The organism is Legionella pneumophila subsp. pascullei (assembly GCF_900637585.1).
GTDB lineage: Bacteria > Pseudomonadota > Gammaproteobacteria > Legionellales > Legionellaceae > Legionella > Legionella pascullei.
Window position 1 is genome coordinate 1,192,332 of the sequence record NZ_LR134380.1, and the last position, 15,877, is coordinate 1,208,208.

Here is a 15,877-nt window from a genome sequence, read left to right on the forward strand (position 1 = left end):
GGATGATGCTTGAGAAAATTATTCGTTTTTCCCTAAAACATCGTTGGTTTGTCTTATTATTTACGGCAGTGATTGCCGCTTTGGGTGTATACAATTTTCAGCGCTTGCCTATTGATGCGGTGCCTGATATCACCAACGTGCAAGTGCAAATTAATACCCAGGCTTCTGGCTACTCACCTTTTGAGGTGGAGCAGCGCATCACCTTTCCTATCGAGTTGGCGATGAGCGGCCTACCTAGTCTTGATTATACGCGTTCTTTATCGCGCTATGGCTTATCGCAAGTCACCGTGGTCTTTAAAGACGGCACTAACATTTATTTTGCAAGACAGCTCATTAATGAGCGTTTGCAGGAAGTAAAGGATAAATTACCTCCTGAGGCCGAAACAACGCTGGGGCCGATTTCAACAGGTCTCGGCGAGATTTTTATGTATACCGTGACGAATAAAACGAATGTGCCTGCCAGTCAACGCTACAATCCTATGGAGCTTCGCACCATTCAGGATTGGATAATTAAGCCACAACTGCGCAATGTCGAAGGTGTTGCGGAGGTCAATACCATTGGCGGCTATGAAAAACAATTCCACATCACACCTGATCCAATGAAACTCGTTCGATATCGTTTGAGTTTAAACGATATCGTGGAAGCATTAGAGCGCAATAATGCCAATGTCGGCGCGGGTTACATTGAATCCAATGGCGAACAACATTTAATCCGTGTTCCAGGACAGGTTAAAAACATCGCGGACATTGAAAATATTGTCATTGCCAGTTTTGAAGGAACGCCGGTTCGTATTCGGGATGTAGCAGAGGTGGCATTAGGTAAGGAATTGCGTACAGGGGCGGCTACTGAGAACAGTAAGGAAGTGGTTTTGGGTACGGTGTTTATGCTGATGGGGGAAAACAGCCGCACTGTGTCTGAGCGGGTGGCTGCCAAAATGAAAGAAATTAATAAAACACTGCCTGAAGGTGTTGAGGCAGTCACTGTGTATAATCGAACCTTGCTAGTGAATGCCACGATTAATACGGTAAAGAATAATCTGCTCGAAGGGGCGCTATTAGTTTGTGTCATTCTATTTTTGTTCTTAGGCAACGTTCGTGCCGCACTTATTACAGCCATGGTAATTCCCCTGTCCATGCTGTTGACCATTACCGGGATGGTCACTAATAAAATCAGTGCCAATTTGATGAGTTTGGGGGCCCTTGATTTTGGTTTGATTGTCGATGGCGCGGTCATTATCGTTGAAAACTGCATTAAACATTTAGGTGAACAGCAGCATGCATTATATCGTGTGTTAAATTTGGAAGAGCGTTTAAAGGTTATTGCGTATGCGACCACCGAAGTCATTAGGCCCAGTATTTTTGGAGTATTTATTATTACGGTGGTGTATTTACCAATTTTAACGCTCACCGGTGTGGAAGGAAAAATGTTTTTGCCTATGGCTGAAACAGTGATTATTGCGCTGCTCGCTTCCATGCTGTTTGCTTTGACGTTTGTTCCCGCAGCCGTCGCTATTTTTTTACGAGGTCGTGTGCAAGAAAAAGAAAACTGGTTAGTGCATTACCTCTCACTAGGTTATGCCAGAGTGTTGCGTCGCTGCTTTCACGCCCGTTTTCTTGTAATTAGTGCCGCGGTAGTTTTAGTGGTCGTTAGTCTTCTTGTTGCTTTTCGTTTAGGTGGGGAATTTATTCCGAGCCTTGATGAAGGGGATATTGCCATGCATGCGATGCGAATTCCTGGAACGAGCTTGACTCAAGCCATCACCATGCAGCATTTAGTGGAGGAGCGGGTAAGCCAATTTCCTGAAGTAAAGCGAGTCTTTGCAAAATTAGGGACAGCAGAAGTAGCCACCGACCCCATGCCACCTAATGTGGCTGATACGTTTATTATATTAAAACCTCGCAAGGATTGGCCTAATCCTAAAAAAACCAAACAAGAATTAGTGCAGGAAATGGAGCAAGCAGTAAAACAAATTCCTGGTAATAATTATGAGTTTACCCAGCCGATTCAAATGCGTTTTAATGAATTGATTTCAGGAGTACGCAGTGATGTGGCCGTCAAGGTATTCGGTGATAATATGGATACCTTACTGCAAGTGGCAGAGGCCATTAGTGCTCAATTAAAAAAAGTACCCGGGGCTGCTGATGTAAAAGTAGAGCAAGTCAGTGGCTTGCCGCTTCTGACCGTTGCGATTAATCGTGACGTTTTGGCGCGCTATGGGCTACAAATTGGTGCCGTACAAGATGCTATTGTCATTGCAACGGGTGGCAAAAGAGGTGGCGAGCTCTTTGAGGGCGATAAACGCTTTGATTTGGTAGTGCGATTGCCGGAGGCCTTGCGCTCAAACCCAAATGTGTTGCGCCAAGTCTTTATCCCTTTACCTCCTTCCAAAGACAACGAGCGGCATTTTATTCCTCTGAGTGAAGTGGCTACTTTAGTGCGCAGCGAAAGCCCCAATCAAATCAGTCGTGAAAGTGGCAAACGTCGTGTTGTAGTCAGTGCGAACGTACGAAATCGAGATTTAAGTTCTTTTGTGAATGAAGCAAAACAACGTATTGAACAAAACGTCAAAATTCCCACTGGCTATTGGGTGACTTGGGGTGGGCAATTTGAGCAGTTGCAATCGGCCTCCCAACGCTTGCAAATCGTAGTGCCTATCACTTTATTAGGCATTTTCCTGTTGCTGTTTATGAGTTTTGGCAGAGTAAGGGATGCTCTTTTGGTGTTTACTGGTATTCCTTTGGCATTAACTGGCGGAGTCTTTGCTTTGTGGTTCCGAGGCATTCCTTTGTCTATTTCAGCCGGTGTTGGGTTTATTGCTTTATCAGGGGTGGCTGTGTTAAATGGTCTTGTCATGATTACCTTTATTAATAAATTACGTGAGCAGAAACAAGTGTATTTGAAAGATGCGGTCTTACAAGGCTCGCTGGCGAGGCTTCGTCCTGTTTTAATGACGGCCTTGGTTGCCTCCTTAGGCTTTGTACCGATGGCCTTAGCGACAGGCACTGGTTCTGAGGTGCAGCGCCCTTTGGCGACCGTAGTGATTGGTGGAATCATCTCCTCTACTTTTCTCACTTTGTTAGTGTTGCCAGGTTTGTATTACGTCTTTCATGAGCGGCGTTACCGTAACAAATTACCTATTAAAAAAGCCGGCGAAGACACTTGATTAACATGGAGATGATCTCTATATTTTCTCGTTGGAATTAAGGCTTCCTGGGCAAGACATCCAGAAAGAGGACTATCACAAAGACCACTAAGGCCACAAAAGCAAGATAAAATCCTATGTTTGCAATGAGTTTCATGCGGTGAATAGAGCTTCCTTTGGCAAGAACTATCAAAACCAGTCCTATTGAAAAAATTATCCCCGCTGTAATAAGAAAATTATGGCTTGCCCAGTCGAGCATCGTTGTTTCTCACGATTTGATGGTATTTACTTAAGTATAGATGTCACTGGGTTCTTTTATGCAAGCAGTAATGAGTGGCTTCAGTGCTTATTGTTCTTTGACAATTCCTGCTAATGAACTATATTAACAGTTAAATACTTATCTAACTGTTTAATTATTAATTATGTTAACTCAAGACCAGATTATCAAGTTAAGTGACATTTTGCATTTAATGGGCGAAGTCAATCGCCTTAAACTTCTTATTGAGTGCTTAAAAGGGCCGAAATCGGTTTCGGATCTGGCAGAGCAATTGCAGCTCTCTGTCCCTTTAACCAGCCATCATTTGAGTCTGTTGCGCTCGGCACGGCTCTTGATGGCTAATCGCGAAGGCAAACACATTTATTACAGTATTTATGATGCGCATGTACGCTGTATTTTAGAGGACATGCTTAAACATTTTACTGAAGAGACGGAGAATTAACATGCGTTTGCTAAAACAAGAGGATTGGGGTCGTTATTCGGTGAGCCATGCTTCGATAGGAATGAATTGTCTGCGATGTCGAACTTCTCTTGCTCCGGGGGCATATTTTTACAGTCAATGTGGGAAATCATGATGACAGCTCCGCTCACCTTAACCACTTTTTTTGTTGCAGGACTTGATTGTCAGGCTGAAGAACAATTAATCAGGCGGCAATTGCAAGCTATCCCTGAAGTGGAAAAGATGGATTTTAATTTTATTGCTGAAGAAGTAACGGTTCATCATCGATTACCCACCATTGAACCTATACAACAGCAGATAGAAGCCTTAGGGATGAGCGTGCGCGCCAAACAAAGCACCCCTAGCGACAAGGTTCAGGAAAAACTTAAATTTGATGCCTCTTGGCAGATTCTTGCATTATCAGGTCTATTGGCTCTTTGCTCCGAAATAGCAGCTTATCTTTTGGCAACAGAGCAATCTCTATGGGCCATTATTCCTGCCTTACTGGCCATTATTCTCAGTGGACCTCCTACTTTTAAAAAAGGTTGGCTTGCTTTGCGCACAAAAGCCATGAACATTAACAGTCTAATGCTCATTGCCATAACAGGGGCTATCTTTATCGGTGATTGGCCTGAGGCGGCTATGGTTACTGTTTTGTTTGCATTGGCGGAACGAATAGAGCGTTATTCCTTAGACAAAGCACGTCTGGCTATTCGAAGCTTGATGCAGATTGTTCCTGATGTGGCTCAAGTGAAAACAGCTAATGGTCAATGGCAAACTTTACTGGTCGAGGAAGTGCCACTGGGTGCTGTTTTTAGAGTTAAGCCTGGTGAGCGTATTCCATTGGATGGTGAGGTGGTTTCAGGTCAAAGTACAGTCAACCAAGCTCCTATTACCGGGGAATCCATGCCAGTGAGTAAGCAGATAGGTGATTCTGTTTTTGCCGGCTCTTTAAATGAGCATGGGGCTTTTGAAGCGAAGGTGAGCAAAGCGTCAGGCGATACGCTGCTCGCTAAAATTGGTAAAGCGATTGAACAGGCGCAAGCTGAGCGGGCCCCAACGCAACGATTTGTTGACGAATTTGCAAGATACTATACGCCTATTATGGTATTGATTGCTGTTCTTGTCGCTTTAATTCCTCCTTTCGTGTTGGGATATTCTTTTTATGATTGGATCTATAAGGCGTTGACTTTATTAGTTATTGCCTGTCCTTGTGCCCTGGTCATTTCAACACCAGTAACAGTGGTGAGTGGCTTGGCTGCCTCTGCCAAACATGGGCTTCTCATCAAAGGAGGAAGCTATTTAGAGACGGGTTATCGCTTACAGTTAATTGCACTGGATAAAACTGGTACCTTAACAGAGGGCAAACCGGTGGTAACCGATTTTATTACTTATGATAAAAGTCAAACCAATGAACACTTGTTGTTGCTTGCTGCAAGTCTTGACAGCCACTCCGAGCACCCCGTAGCTCATGCCCTAGTGGCATATTGGCAGCAAGAGCATCCTGATAAATCATTGCTTTCAGTGGAACGGTTTTCAGCGCTTCCTGGGCGAGGCGTGAAAGGTGCCATCCAGGGGGAATTGTATTATGTAGGCAATCATCAATTAGCAGAAGACAACAAAGTCTGTTGTTTAGAGGTTGAGCAAGAATTGAAACGACTGGAAGAAGAAGGAAAAACTACTGTTATATTAAGCAATAGCACTACGGCCTTGGCTATTTTTGCAGTGGCAGATACGCTTCGAGCCAACAGTCGAGAGGCGATTGAATCATTGCATCGACAAAGGATAAAAACGGCGATGTTAACAGGTGATAATGCTCTAACCGCTCAAGCCATTGCCAAACAAGTCGGCATTGATGAAATCCAAGCTAATATATTACCAACAGAAAAAATGCAGGCTATCAATAAACTCTTAGAACAATATCAGGCTGTGGGCATGGTGGGAGATGGCATTAATGATGCACCTGCTTTAGCGAAAGCCACTATTAGCTTTGCGATGGGTAAGGGAACAGATACCGCTTTAGAGACAGCGGATGTGGTATTAATGAATGATAATTTAGCCATGCTTCCTCTGTACATTGACTTAAGCCGGAAGACAGTGCGAATTTTATGGCAAAACATTAGTCTATCCTTGGTTATTAAAACGGTGTTTTTTATTTTAGCACTTGGAGGAATGGCTACCCTTTGGATGGCGGTTTTTGCTGACATGGGGGCTAGTTTGATTGTGGTTATGAATGGGCTACGATTGTTGAATTCAAATAAAACGAAGAATCATTAATACAATCGCTTTGATTGCTTTTTCAATATGTTATGATGAGATAAACCACTGTTTTTGTATTTGTTGAAAGGGAGAGGTAGATGAATAATACTGGATTTAAGACAATTTCCTTTTTGATTGGAGTATTGTTTTAGGATGTAGCTTAATGTCCTGCACTAAAACCACCGCGACAGAAACGCATCCTGAAAGCGGTTACGAGGGAGGTTTTGGTGGTGATGGAGGGCATAGGCACCAAGAGCATTAAAACCTCTATAGTCAGATAAGGATAGATTATTATGGGAGTTAATACTTTGACTATAGTATTGCTATTGGCATTGATGGTATTATGCCTTGGCCTTCTTGCCTTTCTTTGGAAAAAAAAGAAAAATTTGCGCTTTGTTATAACCATATTAATCTTCCTTATCCTAGCTGCCATTTTTTTACATGGTGTTTCCTTCCAATTGCATTAGGTCTTTTTTATTCATTTTAGGAAATTATACGATGATAAAGATTAGTATAGGGGTTCTAAACGCTAACCGTCGAAATTTCCGTGCAATAATTAATCATCCCAAAATTCTTTAAATTTTACGGAAGCAATTTCTGTGTACCTTACGGTATGTTGAATATTTTTATGACCCAAATAATGTTGAATACTGCGAGTATCCCGACCGTCATTAGCTAGTTTGAAGCCTGTTGAGTGGCGAAGCATATGAGGGTATGTCGCCAAGCCAAGTTCTGCTTTTTCTCCTGCTCTTGCGATAATTTTTCTAAAAGTATCTGCAGTAATAGGTGCTTTACGCTCCGTCATAAAAACATAATCGGTTTCTGGGTAATCGCGTTTTAATTGACGCAGAGCCCGAATCTCTGGGCCAAAAAGAGGGTGACTGGCTGGGATTCCATTTTTTTTGCGAATCACATGAAGTAGACCTTGTTTTAAATCTATTTGAGACCAACGTAATGAGATCAATTCAGATACGCGTAGTTCATGTCGATAGGCAATTAAAATCATTGTAGAGTCACGTAAGCCATGCCGCCCCAATTGCTTTGCAGACGCAATAAGCTTATCCACCTCAGCTGGAGTAAGGTATTCTCGTGCTCTGCGCTCACTATTTTTTACTTTTTTAGGCGGTTTCATGATTCACTTTTATACACTTTCCCTAAAAGAGTTATTGGTGTCACTTCCAGGCATCCAAACAACATGTTTATTTATAAGACAATTCACGATTTAATTTTAGCAAACTTTCCGATAAAGGTATTCTTTAGGGAGAGTTTTTTAGTAACATATTGTCTCTTTTTTAATTAAGATTTTTTATCATGCGTGCAAGCAATGAAAGATTAACCATTTTATCTGAGGCAGAGCAAGCTGCTTTGTATGAGATCCCTGATTTTGATGATGTTCAGCGCTCGAACTATCTCAATCTCACCCCTGAAGAACAAATCTTGATGCGTAGCCGTGATAATTTATCAACTAAAGTCCATTGCGCTATTCAAATAGGTTACTTCAAGGCGAAACATCGGTTCTTTCCATTTAAGTGGGACGAGGTACAGGAAGATATTGATTTCATTATGCAGGAATATTTTCCTGAACAACAATTTCTTCCAACCCCTATCAGCAAACACCAATATTATGCACAATGCACTGCGATTACGACGCATTTTGGTTACCAGTCTTGGTCAAAAGAGTTTGAACCATTATTGACTGCCCAGGCACAACAGATTCTTCGCCGTGATGTTAGTCCACAATTTATCGTCATCGAATTACTAGCCTTTATGCAGAAAAAGAAAATCTTGCGTCCTGGATATACCACTTTGCAAACGATTGTGAGCAAAGTCTTAAATGCTGAACGCAATCGGCTAGAGGTAATTCTTAGAGAATCCCTGACGATAGATGATAAATCCGCTTTGCAAAAATTGTTGCTAGAAAAAGAAGCCCAAACGCTTTCTGGATTAGCAGATCTCAAGCAGGATACCAAGGATTTTAAAGCACGCATGATCAGTGCTGAGCGCGAAAAATCGATTTCGATAAAACCCCTGTATCAGTTAGCTAAATCGCTCTTGCCTACACTTAATCTTTCTCAGCAAAATATTCGCTACTACGCAAGTCTTGTTGATTATTATGATGTCTATGAATTACGGAAGAAATTAAAATCTGAGCAGACCTATCTTTATCTTCTGTGTTATCTCTCTTTACGATACCTTCAGTTGAATGATAATTTAATAGACGCTTTTTTCCTGAGCCTCAAGCAATTTGAAGCAGAGCTTAAAGAAAAAACAAAAGATGCCTATACGGACTACGCGGTAAGCAAACAAATTGATTCTTTTGTTATGCGTCGATTTGCACGGTTATTTATCAACCAAGAGCTACATGATCAACTCAGCTTTGGCGATGTACGCAAAAAAGCATTTGAAACCATTATCCCTGAAGAAGAGCTTCGCCATAAAATACCCGAAGAAAATGAGGAGGAGCTTAAGCCTATCGATTTTCAATGGAAACTGGTTGATACTTTATTTCATCGATGTCAGTTGCAGTTACGACCATTAATGATGGCCATTGATTTCTCAAGTACTGCAGATGAAAGTCCTTGGCTTAAGGCAATTACCTGGCTTAAGGAGCTATTTGGTGCCAACAAAACGATAAACCAATATCCAGTCACCGCAAACCCCGAAAAAACCAGGCAAAAACGCTTGGAAAAATACTTGTTTGATGCGAATGCCAAGGGTGAGAAAAAATTCCATGCCGATCGCTATGAATTTTGGATTTATCGTCAACTGAAGAAACGGCTTAAAGCAGGAGAATTCTATTTGGCAGACAGTGTACAGAATCGCTCGCTTTAACAAGAGCTTAATTCAGCCAATGACAAAGGGGCGCTAGTGGAACCCTTAGATATTCCAGCATTGAGAAAGCCTATTAAGGACTTACTAGACGAACGTTGTGCTGAATTGCGATCAGAATGGTTGAAATTTAATACTGATTTTACTCAAGGTAAGCTCAAGCATCTGTACCATGATGAACAAACTCAAACGCTCCATCTAAAAAAATCGAGTGATGACAAACGCGATGAAGATGCTCAACACCGTTTCTATGAACAATTGCCCTTGTGTGATATTACGGATGTACTTCGATTTGTTAATGAACGGAGTCGTTATTCATCTGCTTTTACCCTCATACAACCTCGCTATGTTAAATTGCTTGCCGATGAAAACACTCTGAATGCAGTGATTATCGCTCAAGCGTTGAATAACGGCAATCTTAATATGGCAGAAATTTCTGATATTCCTTATGCCAGTTTGTTGGACGTTTACCAATCCCGTGTGCGATTGCAAACATTAAAAAAAGCCAACGATATGATTGGGGATGATATTGCACAAATGCCTATTTTTCCTGATTACTCGTTGGATATGGCTATTCTTTATGGTGGTGTTGATGGCCAGAAATTTGAAGTGGCAAGACCTACACTGAAAGCAAGGCGTTCAAAAAAATATTTTAAAAAAGGGAAAGGCGTTGTGGCTTATACGCTGCTAGTCAACCATATCCCGCTGCAAACTGAACTGATTGGTGCTCATGAACATGAAAGTTATTTCACTTTTGACATTTGGTATAATAACACCAGCAGCGTCATACCTGATGCCATTACAGGTGATATGCATCTTATTAATAAAGCTAACTTTGCTGTGATGGACTGGTTTGGTGGTAAACTGTGCCTTAGATTTACCAATTTGCAAGCCCAGCTCAAGCATCTTTACTGTGATGATGATCTATCACAATATGCAGATTGGTTAATCAAGCCCGTAGACAAAATTGATCGCCAACTTATTGAGGATGAATGGCCTAATCTGGAACCGATTATCAAAGCGTTAGGCTGTAAAGAAATCACTCAAAGCATTCTGATTAAAAAATTATGCACGTACAGCGCCTCAAACAAAACCAGAAAGGCATTATTTGAATACGATAAATTGATCCGTAGCATCTATACCCTGAAATATTTGCAAAACAGAAAATTGCAACGAGACATACATCGTTCTCAAAATCGGGTAGAATCCTATCATCAACTACGTATGGCTATTGCAACCGCCTATGGTAAAAAGCAATTATCAGGCAGGGGAGATCGTGAAATTGAGATCAGCAACCAATGTGCCAGGCATTATTGCTAATGCCATTATTCATTATAATTCGGCAATTCTATCCAAGCTCAAACTCAAATATGAAGCTGAGGGAGATCATAAGGCATTAGCACTGTTGAAGAAAATTTCGCCTGTAGCTTGGCAACATATCCATTTTCAGGGACACTTTATTTTTTCTGGTGATAAAATCATTGATCTCGATGCAATAATAAACAAAGTTTTTTTGCATGGAGTAAAAAAGAAAAAAGTGGTTGAATTTAGTCCGGAAATTTCGACGGTTAGCGTTTAGAACCCCTTCAACGTCTTTAAAGTCCACATATTGCCGCTCCTTGTAAAAGAGCTGATTAAGCTACTCTAAATCCAATACTTATCTATTTAAGTATAGACAAGATAGCACTGAAGTTCATAAATTGATCAATTTATGAAATGATACCTGACTGGCGCAATCCTTTAGAAGGATGAACTATACTAATACAAATTACTGAGTCAAAGGAGTGCACATCATGTCGCCTGCATTTGGGCACCACCCGAAATCACCAAAACCACAAAAAGAGAAGGGCTTCTGGAGTTCTCCTTCCGGTCTAATGGCCATCATCATTATTGGGATTATTGGCTATTACTTGATTGTAGAGCATGGTGCTCACATAGCAAGCTTTTTAGGCGCTTCACCATTGGTGCTGTTAGTCTTACTCTGTCCATTGATGCATCTTTTTATGCATAGAGGACATGGGGGGCATGGAGAGAATCATCACCATAAATCGGATGACGAGGACAACGATTCTTCTGAGAATAAGGACTAATCGAAAATGGAACATACTTCTTATGCCTATGGTTTGTGGTTATTAGTCATTGTCAATTCGGCGATTTTCATTTTGTTTGCATACAGTTTTACCACCACGTTTAAAACAAGGCGAGATTGGCGCGCCTTTGGTGCATTTTCTGCGTTTGTTATCGCTTATTTTACCGAAATGTATGGTTTTCCTTTAACCATTTATTTGCTGTCAGGATGGCTTTCTAAATATTATCCTGGAATGGATTTATATGGTCATGACAGTGGCCATTTACTCCATACCTTGCTTGGCTTGAAAGGTGATCCCCATTTTGATGTCTTTCATATCTTAAGTTTTGTCTTCATTATCGGCGGTCTTTGGATGATTGCATCAGCCTGGGGTACTCTTTATCGTGCTCAAAAGGCGCATCAACTTGCAACCAGTGGGCTGTACGCCAAAATTCGTCATCCGCAATACGATGGGTTTATTCTGGTGATGATTGGTTTTTTATTGCAATGGCCAACCATTCTGACCTTAATCATGTTTCCTATATTAGTTTATATGTATGTTCGTCTCGCGCGTAGGGAAGAAAAAGAGGTTTTGGCGGAGTTTGGTGAGGAATATAAACACTATGCTGCAGTTACTCCTGGGTTTATACCTCGTATTAGTAAACAACAAGACAGCAAAGGAGGTGCACCATGATGTTTATGTTTCACAGTGCCGAGATGCTCGGCCTTATCGCAATAGCGCTTGGAATCATGTTGGTCGTCTGGGCATTACGTAATGAAGGAAAAAGTATTGGATTAGCCAAAATATTTGGATGGTTGATTGTCATTATCGGGATTCTAGGGGAGCTATGCAGTACTTATTATGCGATTAAATACTGGTATGCAGGCTATTTCCAGATGCCAATGATGTCAGGTGAAGCATTCTTATTTCATGTGGCTCAGATGTTGTCTCTTATTGCAATAGCATTGGGTATTATTTTGATAGCATGGGCGTCACATAACGAAGGACGTGGTATTTCGCTAGCAAAAGTCTTTGGTTGGTTCATCGTTCTCTTTGCGATTTTGGGCATGACTTGTAGTGCTTATTATGCCACTGTGTATTGGTATAAAGGATATATTCAAACACCTGCTGGTATGCCTATGTTGTTGCAACATCAAATACCGATGCAGAAACAGTCACCCAATCAATAGTCCTGGTAAGTGCCATAACAAATTGTTACGGCACCTATAAAATTTTCCGTTGTAGAGAAAGAGTCCCTCAATGATGCTTATAAAATCCAACTCCTTTAATATCAGTCCACAACGTGGTTTGGTGGCAAAGGAAACATTGATCGACACGGGCTTCATGCTCATGAGCCACTTTTTTTGAAATCATATTAAAATGTTCCATATAATGACTGGGTGGCGCTTGATGGCATTGAGCACAATCCATTGAACTCGGAGATGGGTGCCTAAATTCAGAGAGGCTCCAATGAGCCGTTTCATGACAAGCAGAACAATCGTCGCCAAATAACTTAAAGTGCTTGTCTTTGTTTTGATGGCAAGAGGCACAGCGTAAAGTCAGTTCTTGAGGTGATAAATGGGGGTTGACCAATACGGTTGGCCTATTGGATTCATTCTGCGCTAAAAAGAGCGTCACCTGATTAATAATCAACTGTTCTTCTTCATCATTTGCATTTGAAAAGGCACGAAGTTGCTGAAGTCCTAACGAAACCAAAGCATTGTGATCCATCTGCGTAATACGTGCCGTTCTGCCCTGGTGCTCTCTATGACATTCAACACAACTGCCTATGTTGGCATGAAAGGAGGTTGGCTGGCGTTTTAACAGAGATTCGTTGTTGGCATGGCAGACGATACAGTTCGCTGCCTCAACCCCTTTCACTGGAGTGTGACACGCAGTGCAGTTGTGACTTAAAAACGAGTGGGCTTTGGAAAGTTCTCCGGGGCTTGCCATTCTTTGCCACTCCGCCACGTTCGTCAAACTGCTCACCTCATCTCCATGAGAAGACAGATAATAGGCCATAAAAGACAGTGCCGCGATTACGGTAAGGGCAGCGAGGGTAGCCCATCTCAGCTTCATTGAAACCACCTTAATCCAAAATAAATTCCAGACCAAACGTGCAAACCCAGCAGAACATACAATACCAGTGCTGTAATAATGTGACAGGTTAACCATTTTTGAAACAGGCGCTTGAAGTGCTCGTGAAAACGTATGGCGTATTCCAGCTCAGAGATGGCATCTGCTAAACACAAAGCGCGTACTTCTGCCGACTTGATTAACTGACCATCCAGTGCGGTGTCTTCAAGCAGCCAGGAAAGAAAGCGAGCTGTCATAAGATGTAATTTCCCGATGTTTTGCTTGGAGCGTGCGCTTTCTTGTAATTCTTGAGCTACGATTTGGTATTGCTTTTGTAATCCCAAAAGGATAGTCTTTTTTTCATCGATTTCCTGAGTCATAAAGCCCATGAGATAACGGCCAATAAAACCACTGAGCGTGACAATGAGCGTCATAGCAGTCAAAGCAATACCTAAAGCGCTATTAAATTTATGCCCTGTATGAATCAAGACTAAAATCGAGCCGATAATACCTGTGTAAATATGCCACGACAACAGGGTATTCATGGACACATAGTGTGTTACCCAATTTTTCAAAAATGAAATACGTTTAATAAAGAGGTAGAGTAGCGGAATGAGCATCAATATCGAGCCACTCACGCCAAAAACGCCACCCCAAAAGCTCCCGGCAAAACGAGAAGATGTATGGACTGCAAAGCCTAGCCATGTGATAAGCATTAGAAGTACTAACCCCAAAACCATCATTCGTCCTTGCGCATTCATTAAGCATCCACCTCAATGTTTTGAGTCGCTTTGGCCTGACAGGCTAAGATAAGCCCCTGTTGTTTGTCTTCCTTTGAAAGCGCATCTTCACAAGCCATGGTCACTTCCCCTGACAGCAAGGTCACTTTACATAACCCGCATTGCCCGGTTCGGCACGCATTATCAATAGCAATCCCATTGGCTTCAGCGATTTCAAGAAGGGTACAGTCCGGCAGAATTGGAACCATTTTTTCAGATTTCCGAAAAGAAATCATCGCACGGGTTTCGGCTTTGATGGTGACTAAGTCTTCTTGAGCTATTTCTGGTTTCTTTTCTGGTCCAAATGCTTCTGTTAGAATCAAATCAGCGGGCACTTTAAGCTCTTTTAAGCTACCAAGGATGGCTTCCATCATCGCAGGAGGACCGCAAACGTGGATACGATGTGAGGCAATATCAGGGACAAGATGGCTGATAATATTCTTGGTAAATAGGCCTTGTAACCCCATCCAAATGGTTCCCTCTGAACGCAGCATCGACGCATACACATGGAGATTGAGGTATCTTTCTTGAAGTTGCTCTAATTCTTCGCGAAAGAGAAACTCACTGGTCGTGCGGCAACAGTACAGCAAATAAATGTCATTGTGCCATCCAATATCGGTGAGGTAGCGGATGATACTCATCATCGGGGTAATACCAACCCCGCCACAAATCAATACGATGCTCTTTGCCTCTTCACCAGTAAAAGTAAATTTACCATTAGGCCCCATCACCTCCAGTAAATCCCCTTCCTTAATTTCGTCATGCAAATAACGGGAAAACAAGCCTTGTTCTTCCCGCTTGACCGTAATGGCGCAATAATGCAATTGGGTTGGGGTGGAGGCCATGGTGTAACTGCGTCTTATCGTTTTACCATTAATTAAGGCGGTGAGCGTAATGAACTGGCCAGGATAATAGGTAAATGGCAAAGCCACCTCATGGGTTGATGCCAAATGATATGTTTTGATTCCTGGTGCTTCTTGAAAGATACGGCAAACACGAAGTTGTCCTTCCCATTTCTCTTCCGGTTCGGTGAGTGATCTCATGACCGGAAATTGCGGGACTGGACATTTATGAGCGGGGCAGGTAGGAGGCATAGTTGGGGCAGTTTCTGATGGCACTTTAGAAACTTGAGAGGATTTAATGGGCTCTACTGATGTTAAGGAAGGGGTTGGTTCAGGTGCTTTTGAGAATTGGGGTGGTGTCTGCGAAGATACAGCCGCATTTTGTTTGGTTAAGCGATCGAGCAGAGCAGCAGCTCTTCTCATTTTGAAAAAATACATCCAAATCATGACCAAAAAAAACAGACCAAATAGAGCGATAATCGTTAAATGAAAAAAAGGCCCACCTAAGACACTCTCGGCTTGCGGACTACTTGGAAGAAGATTCATTTCTCGTTTAAACCACTGCAAGGCGATGTCGCTTGGATTTTTTCCTTCAGACAGTGCGCGAAGTGCGGCCAGTGCACTCTCATATTGCGCAATCCCTTCCCGTAATTTCTCTAAAGCTTCTTGCATTTTAGCGTAATCGTTATTGTTGGATGCCAACAAAAGCTCGTTAAGTCCACCTTTCATGAGCGCCATGCCGGATGTGATGCGTTGATGTGCCTTTTGTTGAATTGCAAGGCGTTTTTCGGGGGATAATGTGGGTAAACTCATTAAAGAGGGGTAAAGTTCCTTAGAGGGAGTCCCTATATTTTTCATCATACCACTCATTCCCTCGCCTTCTTTTTCTCCTTGATGATGGGCAGCATGGTCTTGTGCTGTGAGTTGAGCAAAGGAAACAGAAGCCATCGCCAACAGGAAAGAAATAGATACTGCTTGAACCCATAGAAATAGGAAAAACTTTTTAATGTATTGAAACAGCATCCTTTCCCTCCAAAGCGCACTGAACAAGCTGAGATTATTTGTTTTCCTGCCTCTTATTAGTTTATCCCATATTCTGTAACAAATTTCCAATAACTTAAAAGGGTATGATTAGGAATTCATGCAGTCATTCATTCCATGGAT

General features: G+C 42.0%; 12 protein-coding genes and 1 pseudogene. 7 read left to right on the forward strand and 6 right to left on the reverse strand.

Annotation, left to right across the window (positions count from 1 at the left end; genetic code table 11):
- The first annotated feature begins 5 nt into the window (after positions 1-5).
- Entirely contained in the window at positions 6-3,164 is a 3,159-nt protein-coding gene (locus EL201_RS05440; protein WP_013101347.1) for a CusA/CzcA family heavy metal efflux RND transporter, read from the forward strand.
- A 37-nt stretch (positions 3,165-3,201) separates the two neighbouring features.
- Here EL201_RS05440 and EL201_RS05445 read toward each other — a convergent pair whose 3' ends face one another.
- A complete protein-coding gene (locus EL201_RS05445; protein WP_013101348.1) occupies positions 3,202-3,402 on the reverse strand; it encodes a hypothetical protein in 201 nt (66 codons plus the stop codon).
- Between the two features lie 163 nt (positions 3,403-3,565).
- Between EL201_RS05445 and EL201_RS05450 the strand changes: the two genes are divergently transcribed.
- Both EL201_RS05450 and EL201_RS05455 read left to right on the forward strand, forming a co-directional pair.
- Positions 3,566-3,862, forward strand: coding sequence for an ArsR/SmtB family transcription factor (locus EL201_RS05450; protein WP_013101349.1), 297 nt, complete (start codon positions 3,566-3,568; stop codon positions 3,860-3,862).
- Between the two features lie 132 nt (positions 3,863-3,994).
- Positions 3,995-6,136 carry a heavy metal translocating P-type ATPase gene (locus EL201_RS05455; protein WP_013101350.1) on the forward strand — a complete coding sequence of 714 codons (2,142 nt, stop codon included), beginning with the start codon at positions 3,995-3,997 and terminating at the stop codon, positions 6,134-6,136.
- 142 nt (positions 6,137-6,278) lie between these two features.
- Here EL201_RS05455 and EL201_RS05460 read toward each other — a convergent pair whose 3' ends face one another.
- Positions 6,279-6,524, reverse strand: a complete 246-nt coding sequence (locus EL201_RS05460) for a hypothetical protein (protein WP_165481401.1) — start codon at positions 6,522-6,524, stop codon at positions 6,279-6,281.
- 150 nt (positions 6,525-6,674) lie between these two features.
- Positions 6,675-7,250 (reverse strand): tyrosine-type recombinase/integrase, encoded by a 576-nt coding sequence (locus tag EL201_RS05465; RefSeq protein ID WP_013101352.1) that lies wholly within the window; start codon positions 7,248-7,250, stop codon positions 6,675-6,677.
- Positions 7,251-7,429: 179 nt separating this feature from the next.
- On the opposite strand from EL201_RS05465, the pseudogene EL201_RS05470 reads away from it, so the two are divergent.
- The 4 genes and pseudogenes from EL201_RS05470 to EL201_RS05485 form a co-directional block, all read left to right on the forward strand.
- Positions 7,430-10,448 (forward strand): annotated as a pseudogene (locus tag EL201_RS05470) (Tn3 family transposase); the annotation flags it as partial.
- Between the two features lie 292 nt (positions 10,449-10,740).
- A complete protein-coding gene (locus EL201_RS05475) occupies positions 10,741-11,037 on the forward strand; it encodes a DUF2933 domain-containing protein (RefSeq protein ID WP_013101356.1) in 297 nt (98 codons plus the stop codon).
- A gap of 6 nt (positions 11,038-11,043) precedes the next feature.
- On the forward strand, positions 11,044-11,709 hold the full coding sequence (locus EL201_RS05480) for a methyltransferase family protein (RefSeq protein ID WP_013101357.1): 666 nt from the start codon (positions 11,044-11,046) through the stop codon (positions 11,707-11,709).
- Positions 11,706-12,206 (forward strand): hypothetical protein, encoded by a 501-nt coding sequence (locus EL201_RS05485; RefSeq protein WP_016356848.1) that lies wholly within the window; start codon positions 11,706-11,708, stop codon positions 12,204-12,206. The genes EL201_RS05480 and EL201_RS05485 overlap by 4 nt, the downstream gene beginning before the upstream one ends.
- 67 nt (positions 12,207-12,273) lie before the next feature.
- Here EL201_RS05485 and EL201_RS05490 read toward each other — a convergent pair whose 3' ends face one another.
- Genes EL201_RS05490 through EL201_RS05500 form a run of 3 tightly spaced genes read right to left on the reverse strand, consistent with a single transcriptional unit; the run spans position 12,274 to position 15,736 of the window.
- On the reverse strand, positions 12,274-13,095 hold the full coding sequence (locus EL201_RS05490) for a cytochrome c3 family protein (RefSeq protein ID WP_013101359.1): 822 nt from the start codon (positions 13,093-13,095) through the stop codon (positions 12,274-12,276).
- Entirely contained in the window at positions 13,092-13,853 is a 762-nt protein-coding gene (locus EL201_RS05495) for a hypothetical protein (protein WP_013101360.1), read from the reverse strand. The genes EL201_RS05490 and EL201_RS05495 overlap by 4 nt, the downstream gene beginning before the upstream one ends.
- Positions 13,853-15,736: a 2Fe-2S iron-sulfur cluster-binding protein gene (locus EL201_RS05500; RefSeq protein ID WP_013101361.1), complete on the reverse strand. Its 1,884-nt coding sequence runs from the start codon at positions 15,734-15,736 to the stop codon at positions 13,853-13,855. Before EL201_RS05500 ends, EL201_RS05495 begins: the two co-directional genes overlap by 1 nt.
- Positions 15,737-15,877 lie beyond the last annotated feature (141 nt).

Coding starts and splice junctions, on each gene's coding strand:
- EL201_RS05455 (WP_013101350.1), top strand. CDS start 3,995: ATGACAGCTCCGCTCACCTTAACCACTTTTTTTGTTGCAGGACTTGAT.
- EL201_RS05460 (WP_165481401.1), bottom strand. CDS start 6,524: ATGGTTATAACAAAGCGCAAATTTTTCTTTTTTTTCCAAAGAAAGGCA.
- EL201_RS05475 (WP_013101356.1), top strand. CDS start 10,741: ATGTCGCCTGCATTTGGGCACCACCCGAAATCACCAAAACCACAAAAA.
- EL201_RS05440 (WP_013101347.1), top strand. CDS start 6: ATGCTTGAGAAAATTATTCGTTTTTCCCTAAAACATCGTTGGTTTGTC.
- EL201_RS05485 (WP_016356848.1), top strand. CDS start 11,706: ATGATGTTTATGTTTCACAGTGCCGAGATGCTCGGCCTTATCGCAATA.
- EL201_RS05450 (WP_013101349.1), top strand. CDS start 3,566: ATGTTAACTCAAGACCAGATTATCAAGTTAAGTGACATTTTGCATTTA.
- EL201_RS05490 (WP_013101359.1), bottom strand. CDS start 13,095: ATGAAGCTGAGATGGGCTACCCTCGCTGCCCTTACCGTAATCGCGGCA.
- EL201_RS05465 (WP_013101352.1), bottom strand. CDS start 7,250: ATGAAACCGCCTAAAAAAGTAAAAAATAGTGAGCGCAGAGCACGAGAA.
- EL201_RS05500 (WP_013101361.1), bottom strand. CDS start 15,736: ATGCTGTTTCAATACATTAAAAAGTTTTTCCTATTTCTATGGGTTCAA.
- EL201_RS05445 (WP_013101348.1), bottom strand. CDS start 3,402: ATGCTCGACTGGGCAAGCCATAATTTTCTTATTACAGCGGGGATAATT.
- EL201_RS05480 (WP_013101357.1), top strand. CDS start 11,044: ATGGAACATACTTCTTATGCCTATGGTTTGTGGTTATTAGTCATTGTC.
- EL201_RS05495 (WP_013101360.1), bottom strand. CDS start 13,853: ATGAATGCGCAAGGACGAATGATGGTTTTGGGGTTAGTACTTCTAATG.